General features: G+C 71.2%; 14 protein-coding genes. 6 read left to right on the top strand and 8 right to left on the bottom strand.

What is annotated here, in order from left to right; translation table 11 throughout:
• The first annotated feature begins 9 nt into the window (after positions 1-9).
• Positions 10-1,245 (top strand): IS701 family transposase, encoded by a 1,236-nt coding sequence (locus STRIP9103_RS00695; protein WP_009293538.1) that lies wholly within the window; start codon positions 10-12, stop codon positions 1,243-1,245.
• 145 nt (positions 1,246-1,390) lie between these two features.
• Here STRIP9103_RS00695 and STRIP9103_RS45715 read toward each other — a convergent pair.
• Positions 1,391-2,265, bottom strand: a protein-coding gene (locus STRIP9103_RS45715; RefSeq protein WP_374005668.1) for an IS5 family transposase whose coding sequence is annotated in 2 segments (ribosomal slippage) — positions 1,391-1,873 and positions 1,876-2,265 — 873 coding nt in all. Because the reading frame shifts where the segments join, the coding sequence is not laid out codon by codon here.
• A 356-nt stretch (positions 2,266-2,621) separates the two neighbouring features.
• On the opposite strand from STRIP9103_RS45715, the gene STRIP9103_RS00680 reads away from it, so the two are divergent.
• Positions 2,622-4,175, top strand: a complete 1,554-nt coding sequence (locus STRIP9103_RS00680; protein ID WP_009293567.1) for an alpha/beta hydrolase — start codon at positions 2,622-2,624, stop codon at positions 4,173-4,175.
• A 116-nt stretch (positions 4,176-4,291) separates the two neighbouring features.
• Positions 4,292-5,794, top strand: coding sequence for an alpha/beta hydrolase (locus tag STRIP9103_RS00675; protein ID WP_009293550.1), 1,503 nt, complete (start codon positions 4,292-4,294; stop codon positions 5,792-5,794).
• 116 nt (positions 5,795-5,910) lie between these two features.
• On the opposite strand, the gene moeZ is transcribed toward STRIP9103_RS00675, so the two are convergent.
• From moeZ to STRIP9103_RS00640, 7 genes are all read right to left on the bottom strand, one after another.
• The gene (moeZ, locus tag STRIP9103_RS00670; RefSeq protein ID WP_009293537.1) at positions 5,911-7,089 is read right to left on the bottom strand and encodes an adenylyltransferase/sulfurtransferase MoeZ; all 1,179 of its coding nucleotides are present in this window, start codon (positions 7,087-7,089) and stop codon (positions 5,911-5,913) included.
• 63 nt (positions 7,090-7,152) lie between these two features.
• The gene (locus STRIP9103_RS00665) at positions 7,153-7,911 is read right to left on the bottom strand and encodes a spherulation-specific family 4 protein (protein ID WP_009293544.1); all 759 of its coding nucleotides are present in this window, start codon (positions 7,909-7,911) and stop codon (positions 7,153-7,155) included.
• Positions 7,899-8,858, bottom strand: coding sequence for an NAD-dependent epimerase/dehydratase family protein (locus STRIP9103_RS00660; RefSeq protein WP_009293548.1), 960 nt, complete (start codon positions 8,856-8,858; stop codon positions 7,899-7,901). Before STRIP9103_RS00660 ends, STRIP9103_RS00665 begins: the two co-directional genes overlap by 13 nt.
• Positions 8,859-9,057: 199 nt before the next feature.
• A complete protein-coding gene (locus tag STRIP9103_RS00655; protein ID WP_048819458.1) occupies positions 9,058-10,104 on the bottom strand; it encodes a hypothetical protein in 1,047 nt (348 codons plus the stop codon).
• Between the two features lie 359 nt (positions 10,105-10,463).
• Positions 10,464-12,383: a DUF3492 domain-containing protein gene (locus STRIP9103_RS00650; RefSeq protein WP_048819457.1), complete on the bottom strand. Its 1,920-nt coding sequence runs from the start codon at positions 12,381-12,383 to the stop codon at positions 10,464-10,466.
• A gap of 260 nt (positions 12,384-12,643) precedes the next feature.
• Positions 12,644-13,924 carry a DUF3152 domain-containing protein gene (locus STRIP9103_RS00645; protein WP_009293562.1) on the bottom strand — a complete coding sequence of 427 codons (1,281 nt, stop codon included), beginning with the start codon at positions 13,922-13,924 and terminating at the stop codon, positions 12,644-12,646.
• A gap of 488 nt (positions 13,925-14,412) precedes the next feature.
• Positions 14,413-15,534, bottom strand: a complete 1,122-nt coding sequence (locus STRIP9103_RS00640) for an alpha/beta fold hydrolase (protein WP_048819456.1) — start codon at positions 15,532-15,534, stop codon at positions 14,413-14,415.
• Between the two features lie 394 nt (positions 15,535-15,928).
• On the opposite strand from STRIP9103_RS00640, the gene STRIP9103_RS00635 reads away from it, so the two are divergent.
• The 3 genes from STRIP9103_RS00635 to STRIP9103_RS00625 all read left to right on the top strand — a co-directional run bounded on the left by STRIP9103_RS00635 (position 15,929) and on the right by STRIP9103_RS00625 (position 17,515).
• Positions 15,929-16,147 carry a hypothetical protein gene (locus tag STRIP9103_RS00635; RefSeq protein ID WP_009293547.1) on the top strand — a complete coding sequence of 73 codons (219 nt, stop codon included), beginning with the start codon at positions 15,929-15,931 and terminating at the stop codon, positions 16,145-16,147.
• 249 nt (positions 16,148-16,396) lie between these two features.
• The gene (locus tag STRIP9103_RS00630; protein ID WP_048819455.1) at positions 16,397-17,038 is read left to right on the top strand and encodes a TetR/AcrR family transcriptional regulator; all 642 of its coding nucleotides are present in this window, start codon (positions 16,397-16,399) and stop codon (positions 17,036-17,038) included.
• Positions 17,039-17,287: 249 nt separating this feature from the next.
• The gene (locus STRIP9103_RS00625; protein ID WP_009293559.1) at positions 17,288-17,515 is read left to right on the top strand and encodes a DUF3107 domain-containing protein; all 228 of its coding nucleotides are present in this window, start codon (positions 17,288-17,290) and stop codon (positions 17,513-17,515) included.
• Positions 17,516-17,595: the final 80 nt, after the last annotated feature.

Below are 17,595 nucleotides of genomic sequence, written 5' to 3'. Positions count from 1 at the left end.
GTGAGGGCCATGACCCCGCAGGAGCTGGTGGAGGCCCAGGACCGGCTGGCGGCGTTCGCGGCCGAGGTGTTCGCCCCGCTGGGGCGGGTTGACCAGCGGCGGTGGGGCGAGCGGTATGTGCGGGGGCTGCTCGGCGAGGGGCGGCGCAAGTCGATGGAGCCGATGGCGGCCCGGCTGGGGGTGGACCGGCAGGGGCTGCAGCAGTTCCTGGCCGACTCCCCGTGGTCGCACCAGATGGTGCTGGCCGAGGTGGCCTGGAGGATGGAGCCGGTCATCCGCCCGGATGCCTGGGTGGTCGATGACGTGTCCTTCCCCAAGGACGGGCACGCCTCCCCGGGCGTGGCCGCGCAGTGCTGCGGGGCGTTGGGCAAAACCGCGAACTGCCAGGTCGCGCCGAGCGTGCACCTGGTCACCGATGCCGCCTCCTGCCCGGTGAACCGGCGGCTGTTCCTGCCGGCCGCGTGGGATGCGGCCGCCGCGCCCGCCGAGGAGGCCGGCCGGGCGGAGCACAGGCGGCGCCGGGCCCGGATCCCCGCCGGCGTGGGGCATGCCGAGAAGTGGCAGCTGGCCGTCGACATGGTCGACGAGCTGCGCTGCTGGGGCCTGGAGCCGCCGCTGGTGGTGGCCGACGAGGGCTACGGGCAGGACGGGGCCTTCCGCGAGGCGCTGACCGAGCGCGGCATCGCCTACGTGGTCGGGGCGCGCTCGGACACCGCGGTCCTGCCCGAGACCGCCACGCGCACCGCCCCTGCCTGGTCGGGCACCGGCCGCAAGCCCGTTGTGCGCTACCGGGACCAGCCCGTCGCGGTGCGCGAGCTGGTCCTGGGCATCGGGCGCGGCGCCCTGCACCGGGTGACCTGGCGCCAGGGCTCCAAGGGGCCGCTGCGCTCGCGGTTCGCCGCACTGCGGGTGCGCCCGGCCGGGGTCCGCCTGCGCCGGGCGCACCGGGGCGCGGACCTTCCGGTGTGCTGGCTGCTGGCCGAGTGGCCCGCCGGGGAGGAACAGCCGGTGAAGTACTGGCTGTCCACCCTGCCGGCTGACACCCCGCTGCGGCACCTGGTGCGTGCGGCGAAGATCCGCTGGCGGGTGGAGCACGACTACCGGGAACTGAAGACCGCCCTGGGACTGGGCCACTTCGAAGGCCGCACCTTCAACGGCTTCCTGCGGCACGTCACCCTGGCCTCGGTGGCGCAGGCGTTCTGCACCCTGGAGCGGCTGTGCCCGCCAGCAGCGGCCACGGCCTGACGACCTACCAGGTTGTGGCCGAGCTCCAAGTCCTCCTCGTCTGCTGGGCAGGAACATGCCCCACCTGCCGAAGACCCTGGACCCGATACGACACGCCGGCCCCAACCTAACCAAGCCCTACTAGGGTGCGTTTTGAAAGTGCTGGTCACAGCCACTCGTTGATGGCTGCGACCAGCACGGTCGCCTCGTAGCGAACTGCCAACTTGTCGTATCTCGTGGCGACAGCGCGGTGCCGCTTGAGGCGATTGATTCCGCACTCGACCGCGTGGCGCTCCTTGTAGTCGGCCTTGTCGAACTTAGGTGGCCGGCCGCCGTGGGAGCCGCGGTTCTTGCGGTTGGCGATCTGGTCGCGCTTCTCCGGGATCGTGCAGCGGATACCGCGCTTGCGCAGGTAGGCACGGTTCGCGCGGGAGCCGTACGCCTTGTCGGCACGCACCTTGTCCGGCCGGGTGCGCGGGCGGCCCGACCCGAGCCGGGGCACCCGGATGCGGCCCAAGACCACCTGGAACTGCGGGGAATCACCGCGCTGTCCTGCCGTGATGACCAGCGACATCGGTTTCTGGGCCTGCTCGACCGCCAGGTGGAGCTTGGTTGTCAGCCCGCCCCGGGAGCGTCCGAGCCCGTGGTCGTCGGGCTCGATGAACACACCGCCTGGCGGCTCGATCTGCAGATCCCCTTTTTGCGGGCGCCGGCCGCATGCTGGTGGGCGCGGGCGATGGTCGAGTCCACCGAGACGTCCCAGGTGATCAGTCCCTCGGCGTCGGCCTGGGCCTGCAGCTGTTCGAAGATGCGGTGCCAGGTGCCGTCCCGCTGCCAGCGGCGGAACAGGCCGTAGACCGTCTCCCACGGGCCATAGCGCTCGGGCACGTCCCGCCAGGGAGCACCGGCGCGGGTGCGCCACCGTATGCCGTCTATCAGTTGCCGCTTGGTGTGCACCGGTGGCCGTCCAGGCTTCTTGCCGACCGGGAGCAGGGGCTCCAGCTTCGCCCACTGTGTATTCGTCAGATCATGCCGCCCCACGAAGTGGGATCTTGACACATCAAGATCCACATATGAAACGCACCCTAGGCGGCGGCCGGAGGGGAGCGGGCACGCGCGCGTGGAGAGCAGCGCGAGTGACAGTCGAAGGGGGCGACGCACAGGCGAGCGAGCACGCGCGCGTGAAGCGCGGGACCTCGGGGACCGGAAGGAGTCACGGGACTGGCAAGCGGTCACGCGCGCGTGAGGCGCGACGACGGCGGACGTACGGCACCGGGGCGAGATCGGCAGTCGGCACGCGCGTATGAAGGCGCATCCCGTGTGCCGGTCTCTTCGACGTCTCACCCGCACGGCTCGCGCCCCGAGCGTCCGGCACCGGGCGGCTCCACGATGGAGCCATGCCCACTCCTGTCCCCTGGCGCGCCACCGCCGTGACCGCCACCGCACTCCTGCTGTCGTGCCTGGCGACAGGCTGCGGTGACGGCGGGGCCAAGGACAAGGACGAGGATCTGACGGCCCAGAAGCTCAACTGGAAGAACTGCCCGGCACCGTCGGCGTCCGAGGGCGGCGGCGTCGCGCCCTCGCCGCTGCCGGGCGGCGTCACCTGGCAGTGCGCGACCATGAAGGCCCCACTGGACTGGGACGACCCGGACGGCGACACGATCGACATCGCGCTGATCCGTGCGCCGTCGAGCGGCGCGCGGAACAAACGCATCGGCTCGCTCGTCTTCAACTTCGGCGGACCGGGCCTCTCGGGCGTCAAGACCCTCCCTGCCTTCGGCGAGGACTTCGCCGAACTGCGCACCCGATACGACCTGGTGAGCTTCGACCCACGTGGTGTCGGCCGCAGCGCGGGCATCGAGTGCGAGGACGACGAACAACTCGACAAGAACTTCCAACAGGACGGAACCCCGGACGACGCGGCCGAGCGCACGCAATTCATCGACAGCACGAAGAAGTTCAACGCGGCCTGCGAAGAGAACTCCGGCAGGACTCTCCCGCACGTCCGCACCACCGACGCCGCCCGCGACATGGACCTGATGCGTCAGATCCTCGGCGACGACAAACTCCACTACTTCGGCATCTCCTACGGCACCGAACTCGGCGGCGTCTACGCCCACCTGTTCCCCAAGAGGGTCGGACGGGCGGTGTTCGACGCTGTCGTCGACCCCACGCAGGACGCGGAGCAGGACACGCTCGCACAGGCCAAGGGCTTCCAGCTCGCGCTCGACAACTACGCCCAGGACTGTGTGTCGAAGGAGGAGGACTGCCCGGTCGGCGACACCGTGCAGGACGTCGAGAACCGGATCACAAAGCTACTCAAGGACCTCGACCGCAAACCGATCCCCGGGATCTTCCCTCGCGACCTGACCGAGTCCATCGCCACCGCCGGCATCGCCCAGGCCCTGTACTCCCAGGACCTCTGGCAGTACCTGACCGAAGGGCTCGACCAGGCGTACGACGGAGACGGCAGGCTGCTGATGCTGCTGGCCGACTCGTTGACCGGGCGCAACGAGAACGGCGAGTACAGCAACCTCGCCGCGGCGAACGTCTCCATCGACTGCGCGGACGAGAAACCGCGCTACACCGCCGAGGACGTGGAGGCGAAGATGGCCGGCTTCCGGGCCGCCTCTCCCGTCTTCGGCGAATCACTGGCCTGGTCCCTGCTCACCTGCACCGACTGGGCGGTCGCCGGCGCCGCCGACCATCCCGACGTGAGCGCGCCCGGATCGGCGCCGATCCTGGTGATCGGCAACACCGGCGACCCGGCCACACCGTACGAGGGCGCGCGGAGGATGGCGGAGGCGCTCGGTGCGGGAGTCGGTGTCGAGCTGACGTACAAGGGGCAGGGGCACGGTGCATACGGCAGCGGAAACAGCTGCGTACGGTCGGCCGTGAACGATTACCTGCTGGCGGGGAAGGTGCCGAAGACCGGGACTGTCTGCCCGTAAAAGCGCAGGTCAGAGAGTTATCCACAGGCTGCAGCGCGTTCGTCGCCGTCCGCATACGATGGCAGGACCGCCATTCGGGACATACGGCGGGCAATACCGCGAGGGGGGAAGCGCTCATGGCGCGTTTTGTACGGGGAGCGGCTCTGGCCGCGGCGGCGGTGCTCGTCGCCGGTTGCAGCGGCGGCACGGACGACGGGGCGGAGGACAAAGGCGCGTCGACCTCGGCACTGGCTTCGCAGAAGCTCGACTGGGGGCGCTGCAAGGCGACATCGGACACTCCCGCGCCGGGCGGCGACTGGCAGTGCGCGACGCTGAAGGTCCCGCTGGACTACGCGCGGCCGGACGGGAAGACGATCGGACTCGCGCTGATCCGGAGCAGGGCGACCGGTGACGAGAGCGAACGCCTCGGCTCGCTCCTGTTCAACTTCGGCGGCCCGGGCGGCTCCGGCGTCTCCATGATGCCGTCGTACGCCGACCTCACGAGCGAGCTGCACGAGCGGTACGACCTGGTGAGCTGGGATCCGCGCGGGGTCGCCGCGAGCGAGGGGGTGCGCTGCCGCAGCGACAAGGAGGTCCAGGCGGCCGAGGTGGTGGACGCCACACCGGACGACGCCACCGAGGAGGCGGCCTTCTTCAGGGACGCGGCCGACTTCGGTGCGGGCTGCGAGAAGGCGGCGGGCAAGTTGCTGTCACACGTCTCGACCGCCGAGACGGCCCGCGACATGGACCTCATGCGCCAGGTCCTCGGCGACGACAAGATGCACTACTTCGGCATCTCCTACGGCACCGAACTCGGCGGCGTCTACGCCCATCTGTTCCCGAAGAACGTGGGGCGCCTGGTGCTCGACGCGGTGGTCGACCCGACCGCCGACGCGATCGGCCACGCCAAGAACCAGACCGTTGGCTTCCAACGGGCGCTCGACAACTACCTGAAGTCGACCGGCCAGGAACCCAAGGAGGGCACCGCGAAGATCGCGGCCCTGCTGGAGCGGATCGACGCCAAGCCGCTTCCGACGTCGTCCGGCCGCGAACTCACGGAGACGCTGGCGACCACCGGCATCGTCCTGCCGCTCTACAGCGAGCAGAGCTGGCCCACGCTGACCAGCGCGCTCGACGCGGCCGAGGACGGGGACGGCACCGAGTTGCTCTCACTCGCCGACGGCTACAACGAACGTGACGCCTCGGGCCGCTACGGCACGACGACCCACGCCCACCGGGCCATATCGTGCTTGGACCAGAAGCAGCGGCCGACGCCGGAGGAGACGAAGAAGCTGCTGCCCGAATTCCGGAAACTCTCGCCCGTCTTCGGCGAGTTCCTGGGCTGGGACACCGCGGGCTGGTGCCACGACTGGCCGGTACCGGGCCAGATGAACTCCCCCGAGGTGAGCGCACCGGGCGCGGACCCCGTCCTCGTGGTGGGCAACACCGGGGATCCGGCGACACCGTACGAGGGCGCGCGGAAGATGGCGGAGGAGCTGGGCGAGGGCGTCGGCGTGGTGCTCACTTGGAAGGGCGAGGGCCATGGGGCGTACGGCAGCGGCAGCAGCTGTGTCGACTCGACGATCAACGCGTATCTGCTGGACGGGACGGTGCCGAAGGACGGCAAGGTCTGCGCGTAGTGCGGGCCGGCGGATGGCATGGGCGCCCACAGGTCGGCCGCTGGCTGTCCACCAGGACCACAGCGGAGAGGGGCCCGGCACGTGTGGTGCCGAGCCCCTCTCAGGAAGCCGTGTGCCTAGTAGACCGGCTTGTGCGGCTCGATCTGGTTGACCCAGCCGATCACGCCACCGCCGACGTGGACCGCGTCGGAGAAGCCCGCCGACTTCAGGACCGCGAGGACTTCCGCACTGCGGACACCCGTCTTGCAGTGCAGGACGATCTTCTTGTCCTGCGGAAGGCTCTCCAGGGCGGTGCCCATGAGGAACTCGTTCTTCGGGATCAGCCTGGCGCCCGGGATGGAGACGATCTCGTACTCGTTGATCTCGCGGACGTCGATGATGTCGATGTTCTCGCCGTCGTCGATCCACTCCTTGAGCTGCTTGGGAGTGATCGTCGAGCCGGCGGCCGCCTCCTGGGCCTCCTCGGAGACGACGCCGCAGAAGGCCTCGTAGTCGATGAGCTCGGTGACGGTGGGGTTCTCGCCGCAGACCGCGCAGTTGGGGTCCTTGCGGACCTTGACCTGGCGGTACTGCATCTCCAGGGCGTCGTAGATCATCAGGCGGCCGACCAGCGGCTCACCCGTGCCGGTGAGGACCTTGATGGCCTCGGTGACCTGGATGGAGCCGATGGACGCGCACAGCACGCCCAGGACGCCGCCCTCGGCGCAGGAGGGGACCATGCCCGGCGGCGGGGGCTCCGGGTAGAGGCAGCGGTAGCAGGGGCCGTGCTCGGACCAGAAAACGGAGGCCTGGCCGTCGAAGCGGTAGATGGAGCCCCAGACGTACGGCTTGTTCAGCAGCACGCAGGCGTCGTTGACCAGGTAACGGGTCGCGAAGTTGTCCGTGCCGTCGACGATCAGGTCGTACTGGCTGAAGATGTCCATCACGTTGTCGGCCTCGAGCCGCTCTTCGTGGAGGATCACGTTCACGTACGGGTTGATGCCGAGGACGGAGTCGCGCGCGGACTCGGCCTTGGAGCGGCCGATGTCGGCCTGGCTGTGGATGATCTGGCGCTGCAGGTTCGACTCGTCGACCTCGTCGAACTCCACGATGCCGAGCGTGCCGACGCCCGCCGCGGCCAGGTACATCAGCGCCGGCGAGCCCAGGCCGCCGGCGCCCACACAGAGCACCTTGGCGTTCTTCAGCCGCTTCTGCCCGTCCATCCCGACGTCGGGGATGATCAGGTGGCGGGAGTACCTGCGGACCTCGTCTACGGTGAGCTCGGAAGCGGGCTCGACCAGGGGTGGCAGCGACACGGGGACTCCGTTGGTCGGTCAATCACTACAGTTGTTCTCCCCGTAACACTGCCACGCCCTTTTTCATTCCGAGACACCCGTTCCAACCAGCGAGACGATTTCGTCCCAGTAGCCGGGCATCGACTCCCAGGGGGCGAGTCGGCCGCCGCGGTCGATGCGGTCGATGCGGTCGGTGAAGTAGATCGTGTCGGCGCCCTGCCAGCGGGCGATGCGCAGCGCCTCGTCGAGATGGCCGCGCGGGACGCCGTGGACGAAGTGGCAGAAGCGCTCGGGCGGATGGCCGGCGGTCCACTCGGCCGCCTGGGACCTGCGGTAGTCGCTCCAGGCCCCGGAGAAGGTGACCAACTGGTCGGCGCTCTCGGCATATCCAGGGTGGGGGTGCGTGCCGTGGCCGAGGACGATGTGGCCGCCGCCGAGGAGCGCGCGGAGCGCCGTGACCGTGCGATGGATCCCGGGGAGCGCGCCACGCTCGGTGGGACAGCGGTCCAGGAGACAGCCGTCGACCTGATACCAGTCGAGATAGCGATGTGCGTCGGTGACGATCTCACCGAAGGCGCGGGCGCCATGGGCCACGTCGAGGTGGCCGAGGACCCGTACGCCCGCGTTGCGGAGCCGCCCCGCGGCTTCCAGGCAGTGCGGGTCGGGGCGGGTGCCGGGGCCGTCGCAGACGTTGAGGACGACCCAGTGCAGTGGGGTGCCGGGGCGGGTGAGCCGGCCCCATTCCAGCGGAGCGACAAGGGGGTGCGCATAGCCGGGGATGCCGAAGCCGAGGCTTAAGCCGGTGCTCGGGGTGCCGGAGGTGGCCGGGGTCAGATACGGCATGCCGCCTCCATCCAGATGTCGGCGAGGGATTCCTCCAGGTTGATCCGGGGTCGCCAGCCGAGCCGGTCGCGGGCGGTGCGGACGTCGGCCTGCTGCCAGCTGCCGCAGCCGTCCGGGTAGGGGTAGGCGACGGGGGCGGGGTGGTCCGATTCGGAGCGGGGGTGTCCGATGGTCGGGCGGAGGGGGCCGGGCGGGGCATCGAGTTCGTGCAGGGCGCCGCCGTAGCCGGCCACGCGGGCGAGGACGGCGGCGGCGTCTCGGAGACGCACGGCGCGGCCGGAGCCGATGTTGATCACGCCTTGGGCGGCGGAGAGCGAGGCGGCGTGGACGGCGCGGGCGACATCGCGGACGTCGACGAAGTCGCGTTGGACGCCGAGGCCGCCGAGTTTGAGTTCGCCGTCGCCGGACTGCATGGCGCGGCGCATGGCTTCGGCGAGGCGGCCGAGCGGGGAGCCGGCGGGGGTGCCGGGCCCGGCGGGCGAGAACACGCGGAGCACGACGGCGTCCAGGCCGGAGCCGAGGACGAGTTCGGTGGCGGCGAGTTTGCTCACACCGTACGGGCCGCCGGGGCGGGGCACGGCGTCCTCGGCGGTGGAGGAGCCGGGCTGGCTGGGGCCGTACTCGGCGCCGCAGCCGATCTGCACCAGGCGTGCGCCGCAGCCGCTGCGGCGTAGGGCCTCGCAGACGGTGGCGACGGCGACGGTGTTGTGCCGGGTGAGTTCGCGGGCGCCGCCTCGGGTGGCTCCGGCGCAGTTGATGACGACGCCCGGGTGGACCGCGTCCAGGAAGCGGGTGAGTGCGCCTGGACTGCCGGTGGCGAGGTCGAACCGTACGTCGGCGTCGTCACCGCGGCCGAGCGCGGTGAGTTGGACGGCCGGGTCGGCGAGCAGGCGTTCGGCGACGAAACGGCCGAGATATCCATTGGCTCCGATCAGCAGGACCCTCATCGGGCGGCTCCCGGGGCGGGCTCTCCGGTTCGGGAGGTGATCATCTGGCGTTCTCCTTATGGGGTCGTGCCGTGTGAGATGAGGTGGCCCGCGGTGTCGGCCCCGCGGGAGGGGATGCCCGGGACTAGAGGTCCCGTGCGTCGGTCGGGCTCGGGCTTCGTGCGGCGGTATGTGGCGCCATGGCGGGAACCGAGGTGGGTCAGGTACCTCCGGAGGGCCGGGCGTGGGCCGAGGCCCGGGTGAGCGTGCGGGTGGCGTGGACGAGCAGGACGAGCGCGGCGGTGCCGCACACCAGGGCCGGGACGGCGCCGGGCCCCCGGGTGCCGGTGACGGTCTCGACGGGGACGGACAGGAAGGAGCAGTTGGGCAGACGGCTCGCGAAGACGGTGGCCAGGGCGAGTGCCTCGGTCAGGGCCGCGATGCGCAGGACGACGGCCGGGACACGCGCGAACCCGCGTGCGGTGAGGAGGCGGGCGAGCAGAAGGAGCGCGCCGAGGCTGCCCGCGCCGGGGTGTGCGGCGGGCTCGTCGAGGAGCGCGCCGCAGAGGGCGAGCAGGGCGGCCAGGGCGCAGAGGTAGAGGGCGAACACACCGAGGAGCAAGGGCTTCACGGAGTCGGAGAACTCGGCGAGGCCCCGGCTGGCGGCGAGTTTGCGGCGGGCGCGTACGGAGAGGAGGTGGGTGCACCAGATGGCGGGGGCGCAGGCGAGGGCGAGGGCCAGGACGGGTGCGGCGGCCAGGGGCCAGGGGCCGTGGGGGCCGCCGCCGAGACCGGCGGCGAGCAGGCCGTCGCCGAGGAGGGTGTATCCGATCAGCCAGCAGGTCCAGGCGCCGGTACGGCCGGATTCGCCGGACGGGACGCACAGGGGGCCCTGCCGCAGAGCCGTCCGCAGACCGAGCGCGACGGCGAGGGTGCCCACCACGGCGACGGCGGCCACGAGACGCGGTTGGCCTTCGACGAACCGCACTCCGGCCACGGCCGTCGCGCACAGGGTGCCCGGCAGCAGGGCGAGCGCCGCCCATGCCCTGCCTTGGCCCGCGCCTGGCGCGCTGTCTGTGGCCAGTTCGCGCTCCGGGGGTGTCTCGCCGTCGCGGGGGACGCGCGCGTACATCTCCTCGGCGAGCGAGAACACGTCCCGGTGCCGGAAGCGGGCGGCCGTGCGGTCGGTGACACCGTGTGCTTCCAACCCGGCGGCGATCTCCAGCGGGTCCACGGCCCGCTCGCACAGTTCCCGGTGACGGTGCATCAGCGCCTTCACGGGATCGGCGGCGCCGCGGCGGGGGGCGGTGGCCGGCTTGGGGGTGCTCGCGGTCGTGCCGCCGTCGCCTTTGGGGAGTGCGGCTACGGGGCGGGGAGGGTCCGCAGAGTGAGGTGGGACCGGGTCGAGCGCTACCAGGGGATCCGGCGACCCTTCGGGACCGAGGGACGTCTTGGCTCCCAGGCCTGGCGGCACCTTGGCTTCTGCGACACCCGGCGCCTTCCCCCGGCCCGGCTCGCTCGGTTCACCCACCCCGGCCGCTTCACCCACCCCGGCCGCTCCAGTCGGCCCACCGGGCTCAGCGGATCCAGCCAACTCACTCGGCCCGTCCAGCTTCAGCTCGCCGCTCATCGCGCCCCCTCCCCCGCAGGCACCCGCTCCCCGGCCCTTGCCGAGGGCGCCGCTGCCGGAGACGACACCGAGGGCGCCGCTGCCGGAGATGACGCCGAAGGCACCCCCGCCGAGGACTCCGCCCCCGGAGGCACCCCCGCCCCACGAACCGACGCCGTGGCCCGTACGGGCGCGCCGGCCGCCCAGCGAGGTCGACCGGCGACGACTCCGCCGAGTCCGGCCACGCCGGCGACCCCAGCCACCCCGAGACCCCCCGCGACCAAGCGGGACTCGGTCCAGCGGCCGGGGACGTGGGACTCGGCGGGGGTGCCGAAGGGCAGGGGTTCGCCGGAGTCGTCGAGGACGACCTTCCGTACCGGCGCGTGGGAGACGATCTCCAGGTAGATACCGCGAAATGCCGCGACGTTCTGCTCGACCGTGAAGAGTTCGAGGGCGCGGGCGCGGGCCGCCGCGCCGAGGCGCGCGCGGCGCTCGGGTTCGCGCAGGAGCGCCACGCACGCCTCGGCGAGCGCCCGCGGATTGCGCGGCGGAACGACCAGTCCCGTACCCCCGATGACCTCCACGACCGCACCCACGTCGGTGGACACGGTCGGCCGACCGCAGAACATCGCCTCGATCAGACTGATCGGGAAGCCCTCGACGACGCTCGACAGCACCACCACCGCACCCGCCGCGTACGCCTCCGCCAGGTCCGGGACGGCAGGGTCGCCGATCTCCTCGAAGGAGACGGGGTTCTCGCCGACGGCGTGCACACCGTCCGCCTCGTCGGGGAAGAGCTGCGCGGCCAGCACCCTGCAGTGGCCGAGATAGGCGGCCCCTTCGACGCCCGTAGCCGCTCCGACGATCCTGAGCCGTGCCCTCGGCTCCATCCGGCGGATCTCGGCGAAGGCGTGCAGCAGGGAGATCAGGTCCTTGGCGGGTTCGATCCGGCCGACCCACACCAGGGTGTGCGGATCGGCGTTCTCCGGCGATTCGCCCACCTCCGCGAAGCGGGACGCGTCCATGCCGGGATAGACGGTACGGATCTTGGCGCGGTCGGCGCCGCAGCGCTCCTGCCAGCGCCGGGCGTGGATGTTGCCGGGGGTGAGACAGACGGCCCGCCGATAGACCTCGGAGGTCAACTGCCGTTGGAAGGACGCGAGCAGGGCGCGCACCGGCGCCCGACCGGAGGCCCCGAGGTAGTGCGTGCGCAGCGGCACGCCGTACTCGGTGACCAGCAGGGGCACCCCATGGAAGTGTCCGGCCAGCAGCCCGGGCAGCGCGGCCGAGCCGCCCGCCGCCGCGTGGCACAGGTCGACCGAGCCGAGCCCGTCCTCCTCGTGCCAGTCGAGCGAGAGAGGGCGCAGGACGCGTTCGAGATGGGCGGCGACGGTCAGCAGATCCGATACACGCGCCTCGCGCGCCCCACGCAGCGCGCCCGGCGCACGACAGGCTCGCTCCAGCGCACGCACGGCGACCTCGGAGCGCAGGGCCCCGACGAGTCCACCCTCGTCACGGGCCAGTTCGGCGAGCCCGTACAACGCGTTGCCGAAACGGTCCGCCTCAACACCCGGGCCACTTCCGGAGGCTCCCCCGCCCCCACCCGAGCCACCCGAGCCATCCACGCCCCCCGCTCCGCCCGCCCCCACCGAGCACACCGCCGCGGCCAGCTCGCCGTACACCTCCGCGAAGCGTCGCCGCGCCCGGCGCCCGTACACGACCCCGTCGTTCTCGGCCGTCCACAACGGTGCCGTACGGACCCGGGCGACCTGCGGCGGCAACGGGATCCAGCCCTCGTCCTCCTGCCGCTCACTACGGCTGAGCGCGTAGACGTCGAACTGGTGTCGTTCCAGCCCACGCACGAGTCGGTCGCACCAGAGCCTGGCGTCACCGCTCACATACGGATAACCACCCTCCGTAAGCAGTCCGATGCGCACGCGTGCACCCCCGATCTCCCGTTTGGGGAGCCACCGTTCACCCGGCGGCTCGCAGCGGGACGAACGTATGCGGACAAGGCAGTGGCGCGACGGACGGTTGTCCATCACGCCACCAAAAGGGGTGAACGGTCGTAACTTTCGCCAGCGGGACGCGTTCCATCGCGCTAAGGGATCAATCGATTACACCCCGTCAGCGGCGAAGGGACAAAGGGGTGAGGGGCGAAGGGACGAGCCAACGAGGGAATGCACTCCGCACCCCGTCAAGCGTTGGGAAACGCCCAGGGGTTGGCCTTGCATGTGATCCCGTTACGGCTGAGGAACTTGCTCTGCTGCTGCATGACGGGCGCGAGTTCGCCATCCTTGTCGCAGGTCACATGGCTGTAGCCGAGACGATGGCCGACCTCGTGGTTGATCAGCATCTGCCGGTACGCGTGGATCTGGTCGCCGTACGTCTTGGAGCCCTGGGCCCAGCGGTACGCGTTGATCATCACGCGCTCGGTCGCGGCCGAGTCGCAGGACACGTTGTCCACGGTCGTGTCGAGCCCTGACTTGGCGCACCAGGTCGCGGTGGTGCCGGGGCTGGCCAGGGTGATCACGAAGTCAGGTTTCCCGGAGGAGATCCGTTCGAAGGTACGGCCGCCGTTGTGGGCCCAACTGCGGTCGTCGTTCAGGGTCTTCTGCACGGCCTCGGCGAACAGCTCCGCGTCCAGCCCGAGCCCCTCCTCGACATCGACCCGGTAGCGGTACTTCCGCCCCGTCCCCGGCGCCTTGTCGAAGCCCCTCACCGTCTCGAACTTGCCGTTCCCCTCAAGGTCGGCGGCGAGCTCGTACTTCTTGTCCATCTTCTCGTCGTACGACAACGGGGTCGCGCCCGCGCTGGGCGCGCTGGACGGCGTGGGCCGGTCGTCGCTGCGCGAGGCGCCGCGTACGTCGCGGTCGCCGGCGTCGACGGCCTGCGCCCGCGTGGCGGTGTCGTCCTTTCCGAGGGTGAGCTGTCCGCCCACGATGACGGCCAGCACGGTGGTGACCGCGGCGGCCGCGATCCCGGTGTACGCCCGGCCCTTGCCGCCCTTGGCCTTCTCCTTTGCCTCGAAGTCCTCGGGATCGAAGCCCTCGGCATCGGCGTCCTCGAAAGGGGCGCCGGTCAGCGGCTTCTCCTGAAGCGCCGCCTCGGCCCGCTCGTCGCCGTCGGCACCCCGGCCCACACGGTGCGTCCGACCGGGCACGATGACGTCGTCGACCTCGTCGAAGGCGTCCAGGTAGGCCTGCCGGGGGCCACCGGAGGGGTCGGCCTCCTGACGCGGTCGCGGTATCGGGGCGCGGGGGCCGGGTCGCCCACCGGGTCCGCCCGGGGTGCCGTACGGGGACGCGCCGGGCGCACCGTACGGGGCCCGCGCAGGAGCCCCGCGCACCACACCCGGTGCGCCGCCCGCCGACCGCCCCTCACCGCCCAACTGCCCCCAGCCACCGCCACGTTCACGCTGCTCGGGGTGACCACCACGGCTTTCCGGGAACCCTCGGGCGGGGGTGCCGTCGGGCAACCGGGGAAAGCCATGCGCAGGCGTGCCGCCCCCGGCGAAACGCGGCGCTCCACCAGTCGACGAGCCATCAGCAAAACGCGGCACCCCATGAGCCGGTGTGCCGTCGGAGAGTCGGGGAAAGCCGTGCGCCGGAGTGCCGTCGGCGAAACGCGGCGTTCCTGGCGCCGGTGGTGGCCCCGTGTCACCCCGAGGCGCCGACCCGCCGCCCCTCTGAGCCGCTGCCGCTGCCGCTGCCCCACCCCAGGGCGCCGACCCGCCGCCCCTCGGAGTCGGCGGCCCCGCCGTACCCCAGGGCGCCGGCCCGCCCGTACCCGCCGTAGCCCCGGGACCGCCCGGCGGACGCGGAGCCGCGGAACGGCCGTTGCCCGGCCCGGCGGTTGTCGCCCGGACCACCGGCTTCTCGGCCACCGGTTTCTCGGCCACCGGCTTTTCGCTTGTGTCGCCTTTCGGCGCCCGCCCCTTGCGGCTGTGCCGTCCCACGCCGCGCCTCAGCTCCCCACACCGGGAGAGCCCTTGGCGGGCCCGTCCCCTACGGAATCGTCGTCATCGCCGACGGTAGCCGAGACTTCTTCTCCCAACGAGCCGTCCGTACCCGATGAGTTGGCCGACCCGACCGGCTCCGAGCCCATCGACTCGAAGCGCGCCGCCACCCTCGACTTGCCCGTGTCGACGAGCAGTTCGCGGAACGCCGCGGCGACCGTCTCCGGGTACTCCATCATCGCCACATGCCCGGCCTCCGGCAGCGAGATGAGCCGGGAGTCGCGGAAGGCGCGGGCGGCGCGCTGGGCCATGCGGTAGCCGACGAGCTGGTCGCGGCGGCCGTAGACGAGGAGGGTCGGGGCGAGGACGCGCTCGGCCTGGCGCCAGAGCGAGTGCTGCCCGCCCAGGGTGTACGCGTCCACGAGCCCTCGGGAGGACCTGGTCATCGCGTCCCAGAAGTACGGCAGCCGCAGCCGTCGCTCCATCTCCTCCACGGCGTTGCGGAAGGCTTCCTCCGTGACGCGCGTGGGGTCGCCGTAGCAGAGCGCCATGACGCCCCGTACGCGCTGCTCGGCGGTCCAGTTCCTGCTGAAGCGGGTGAAGAGGCTCGCCACGCCCGGTACGGCCAGCAGCGCGGTCGGTACGGCGGTCCGCTGCACGCGCAGCTCCGGCAGGGCGGGCGAGACCAGGGTGAGCGTCCGGACGAGGTCGGGACGCAGGGCCGCGACGCGGGTGGTGACCGCGCCGCCGAGGGAGTTGCCGAAGAGGTGCACGGGGCCGCGTTCGGAGGCGTCGAGGTAGCGGATGACCGCGCGCGCGTGCCCCGTGACCGAGTAGTTGCCGTCGTCCGGCGGCGGCGAGTCGCCGAAGCCCGGCAGGTCGACGGCCTCGCTTGCCACGACCCCGTCGAGCAGCGGCATCAGCGCCGACCAGTTCTGCGAGGAGCCGCCCAGACCGTGTACGTACAGGGCGGGCGGCAGATCCTTTCCCACCGGCGGTCTCGACCGTACCGACAGGGTGATCCCCGGCAGTCTCACCGACCTCAACCGCTCTCCGGGCGCCACCCGCACGGCACTCGCCCTCGGCGACGCGGTGGCGGTCAGCACGGACGGCAGATCGGTCGAAGACATAGCGGCAATGTTACGAGACGATCACGCAGTGGTTCATGTGTTCGCCGTTGTGTTGGCCATCACAGATCCCACATCTTGACCGTCGCGAATCGCACCAAAAACCGGCCGGACGCGAATCGCGCCAAGCACCTGCCGGACGCGAATCACACCAAGCACCTGCCGGACGCGTGCCGCGCACACCCGCCGGATGCCGACCGCACTCGTCCACACTCGCCGGTTGTCAACCGCGCCCCATGGGGTACCGGACAGGACGCGGCGAGCCACCGCGGTCACTGTCGGGCGGTCACCGTCGGATCGCATAGCGCCACGATCGGCGGTCTCCTAGGCTCGTAGACGCGGGAGAGCGCGCAGCACCAGGGCAAGACCAGGGCAGTACCAGGAAGGGGAAACCACCATGGCCGTTGACCCGTCCGATCCCGACACCTTCGCGACGGACGATGCCGTGGCGCTCGATGACGTCGAGGCCCCCGAGGCCGACGCCGCCGAGCAGCACACGAACGTCACCCCGGACCGGGACGACTCACTGACCGACGCCGACCCGAACACCGCCAACGAGGCCGACCTCGCGGAACAGGCCCGTGTGGTCTCCCTCGACGAGGACGACTACAGGTAACCGGACCTGGACCACTACAGGTAGCGGGTAACTCCTGACCAGCATCAACCATCAAGGGCATGAAAAGCGACAATCGGTGACCAGAAAGGGCTTCCTTCCACCCGCTCTGCCCTTATTTGACGTGATCTACGGCACTTTCCCAGCCGTCCGGTCCGTGAAATTCTGCGCTCGCACCACGCACAGCCGGGTTACCGAAAAGTACGATGGCGGCGCGGCGCTCACCGCATGTGGACGATTTTGGGAGGCGGCGTGACAGCCATCGAGCAGACAGAGGCGGCACGCCCGCGGGGCACACGCCTTCCGCGCCGAGCCCGACGGAACCAGTTGCTGGGCGCCGCCCAGGAAGTCTTCGTGGCCCAGGGCTACCACTCGGCCGCGATGGACGACATCGCCGAGCGCGCCGGCGTCAGCAAGCCGGTCCTCTACCAGCACTTCCCGGGCAAGCTCGACCTCTACCTGGCCCTGCTGGACCAGCACTGCGAGTCCCTCATCCAGGCCGTACGCAGCGCGCTCGCGTCGACGACCGACAACAAGCAGCGCGTGCGGGCCACGATGGACGCGTACTTCGCGTACGTCGAGGACGAGGGCGGCGCCTTCCGGCTGGTCTTCGAGTCGGACCTGACGAACGAGCCCGCCGTGCGCGAGCGTGTCGACAAGGTCACCAACGAGTGCGCCGAGGCCATCCGCGACATCATCGCCGAGGACACCGGTCTGTCGCGCGCCGAGTCGATGCTGCTCGCCTCGGGTCTGGGCGGTCTCGCCCAGGTGGTGGCGCGGTCCTGGCTGCACAGCGACCGCAGCGTCCCGCGCGAGCAGGCCGTCCAGTTGCTGGCCTCCCTGGCCTGGCGCGGCATCGCCGGCTTCCCGCTGCACGGCATCGACCACCACTGAGCGCCGACGACCACCGGGCGCCGGCAACCAGCCCCGAACGGGCGACCGCCGAGCGCCGGCCACTACCAAGCACGGGAGACCGCCGAGCACCGTCCACGGCTGGTCCGTGGCCGACCGGGCGTTTGTTCCCGCCTCCTGTTCGCTCTTGGCGTTCTTGAGCGGAGGGTGGACGTCCCCTCACCGGGCTAATGTGTGCTGGGTACGGCGCGGACGCCCGCGCACTTCACTGACCGTCGGAGGGACATAGCCGTGGAGGTCAAGATCGGCGTGCAGCACGCACCCCGCGAGATCGTTCTGGAGAGCGGTCAGAGTGCCGAGGAGGTCGAGCGTGCCGTGGCCGAGGCGCTGGCCGGCAAGTCGGCGCTGCTGAGCCTCACGGACGAACACGGCCGCAAGGTCCTGATCCCGGCCGACCGTCTGGCGTACGTCGACATCGGCGAGCCGACGGTCCGCAAGGTGGGCTTCAGCGCGCTGTAGGAGAACCCGCGGTTCGGGGGCGGCGCTCTGGCACCAGACGTGGCCGCGCTCAGCGCACAGAGTTCAACAGGCATACGAGT

Origin of the sequence: Streptomyces ipomoeae 91-03, from assembly GCF_000317595.1 — a bacterium.
GTDB lineage: Bacteria > Actinomycetota > Actinomycetes > Streptomycetales > Streptomycetaceae > Streptomyces > Streptomyces ipomoeae.
The sequence above is the reverse complement of the archived record's forward strand: the minus strand, read 5'-3'. Positions and strand labels throughout refer to the sequence as shown.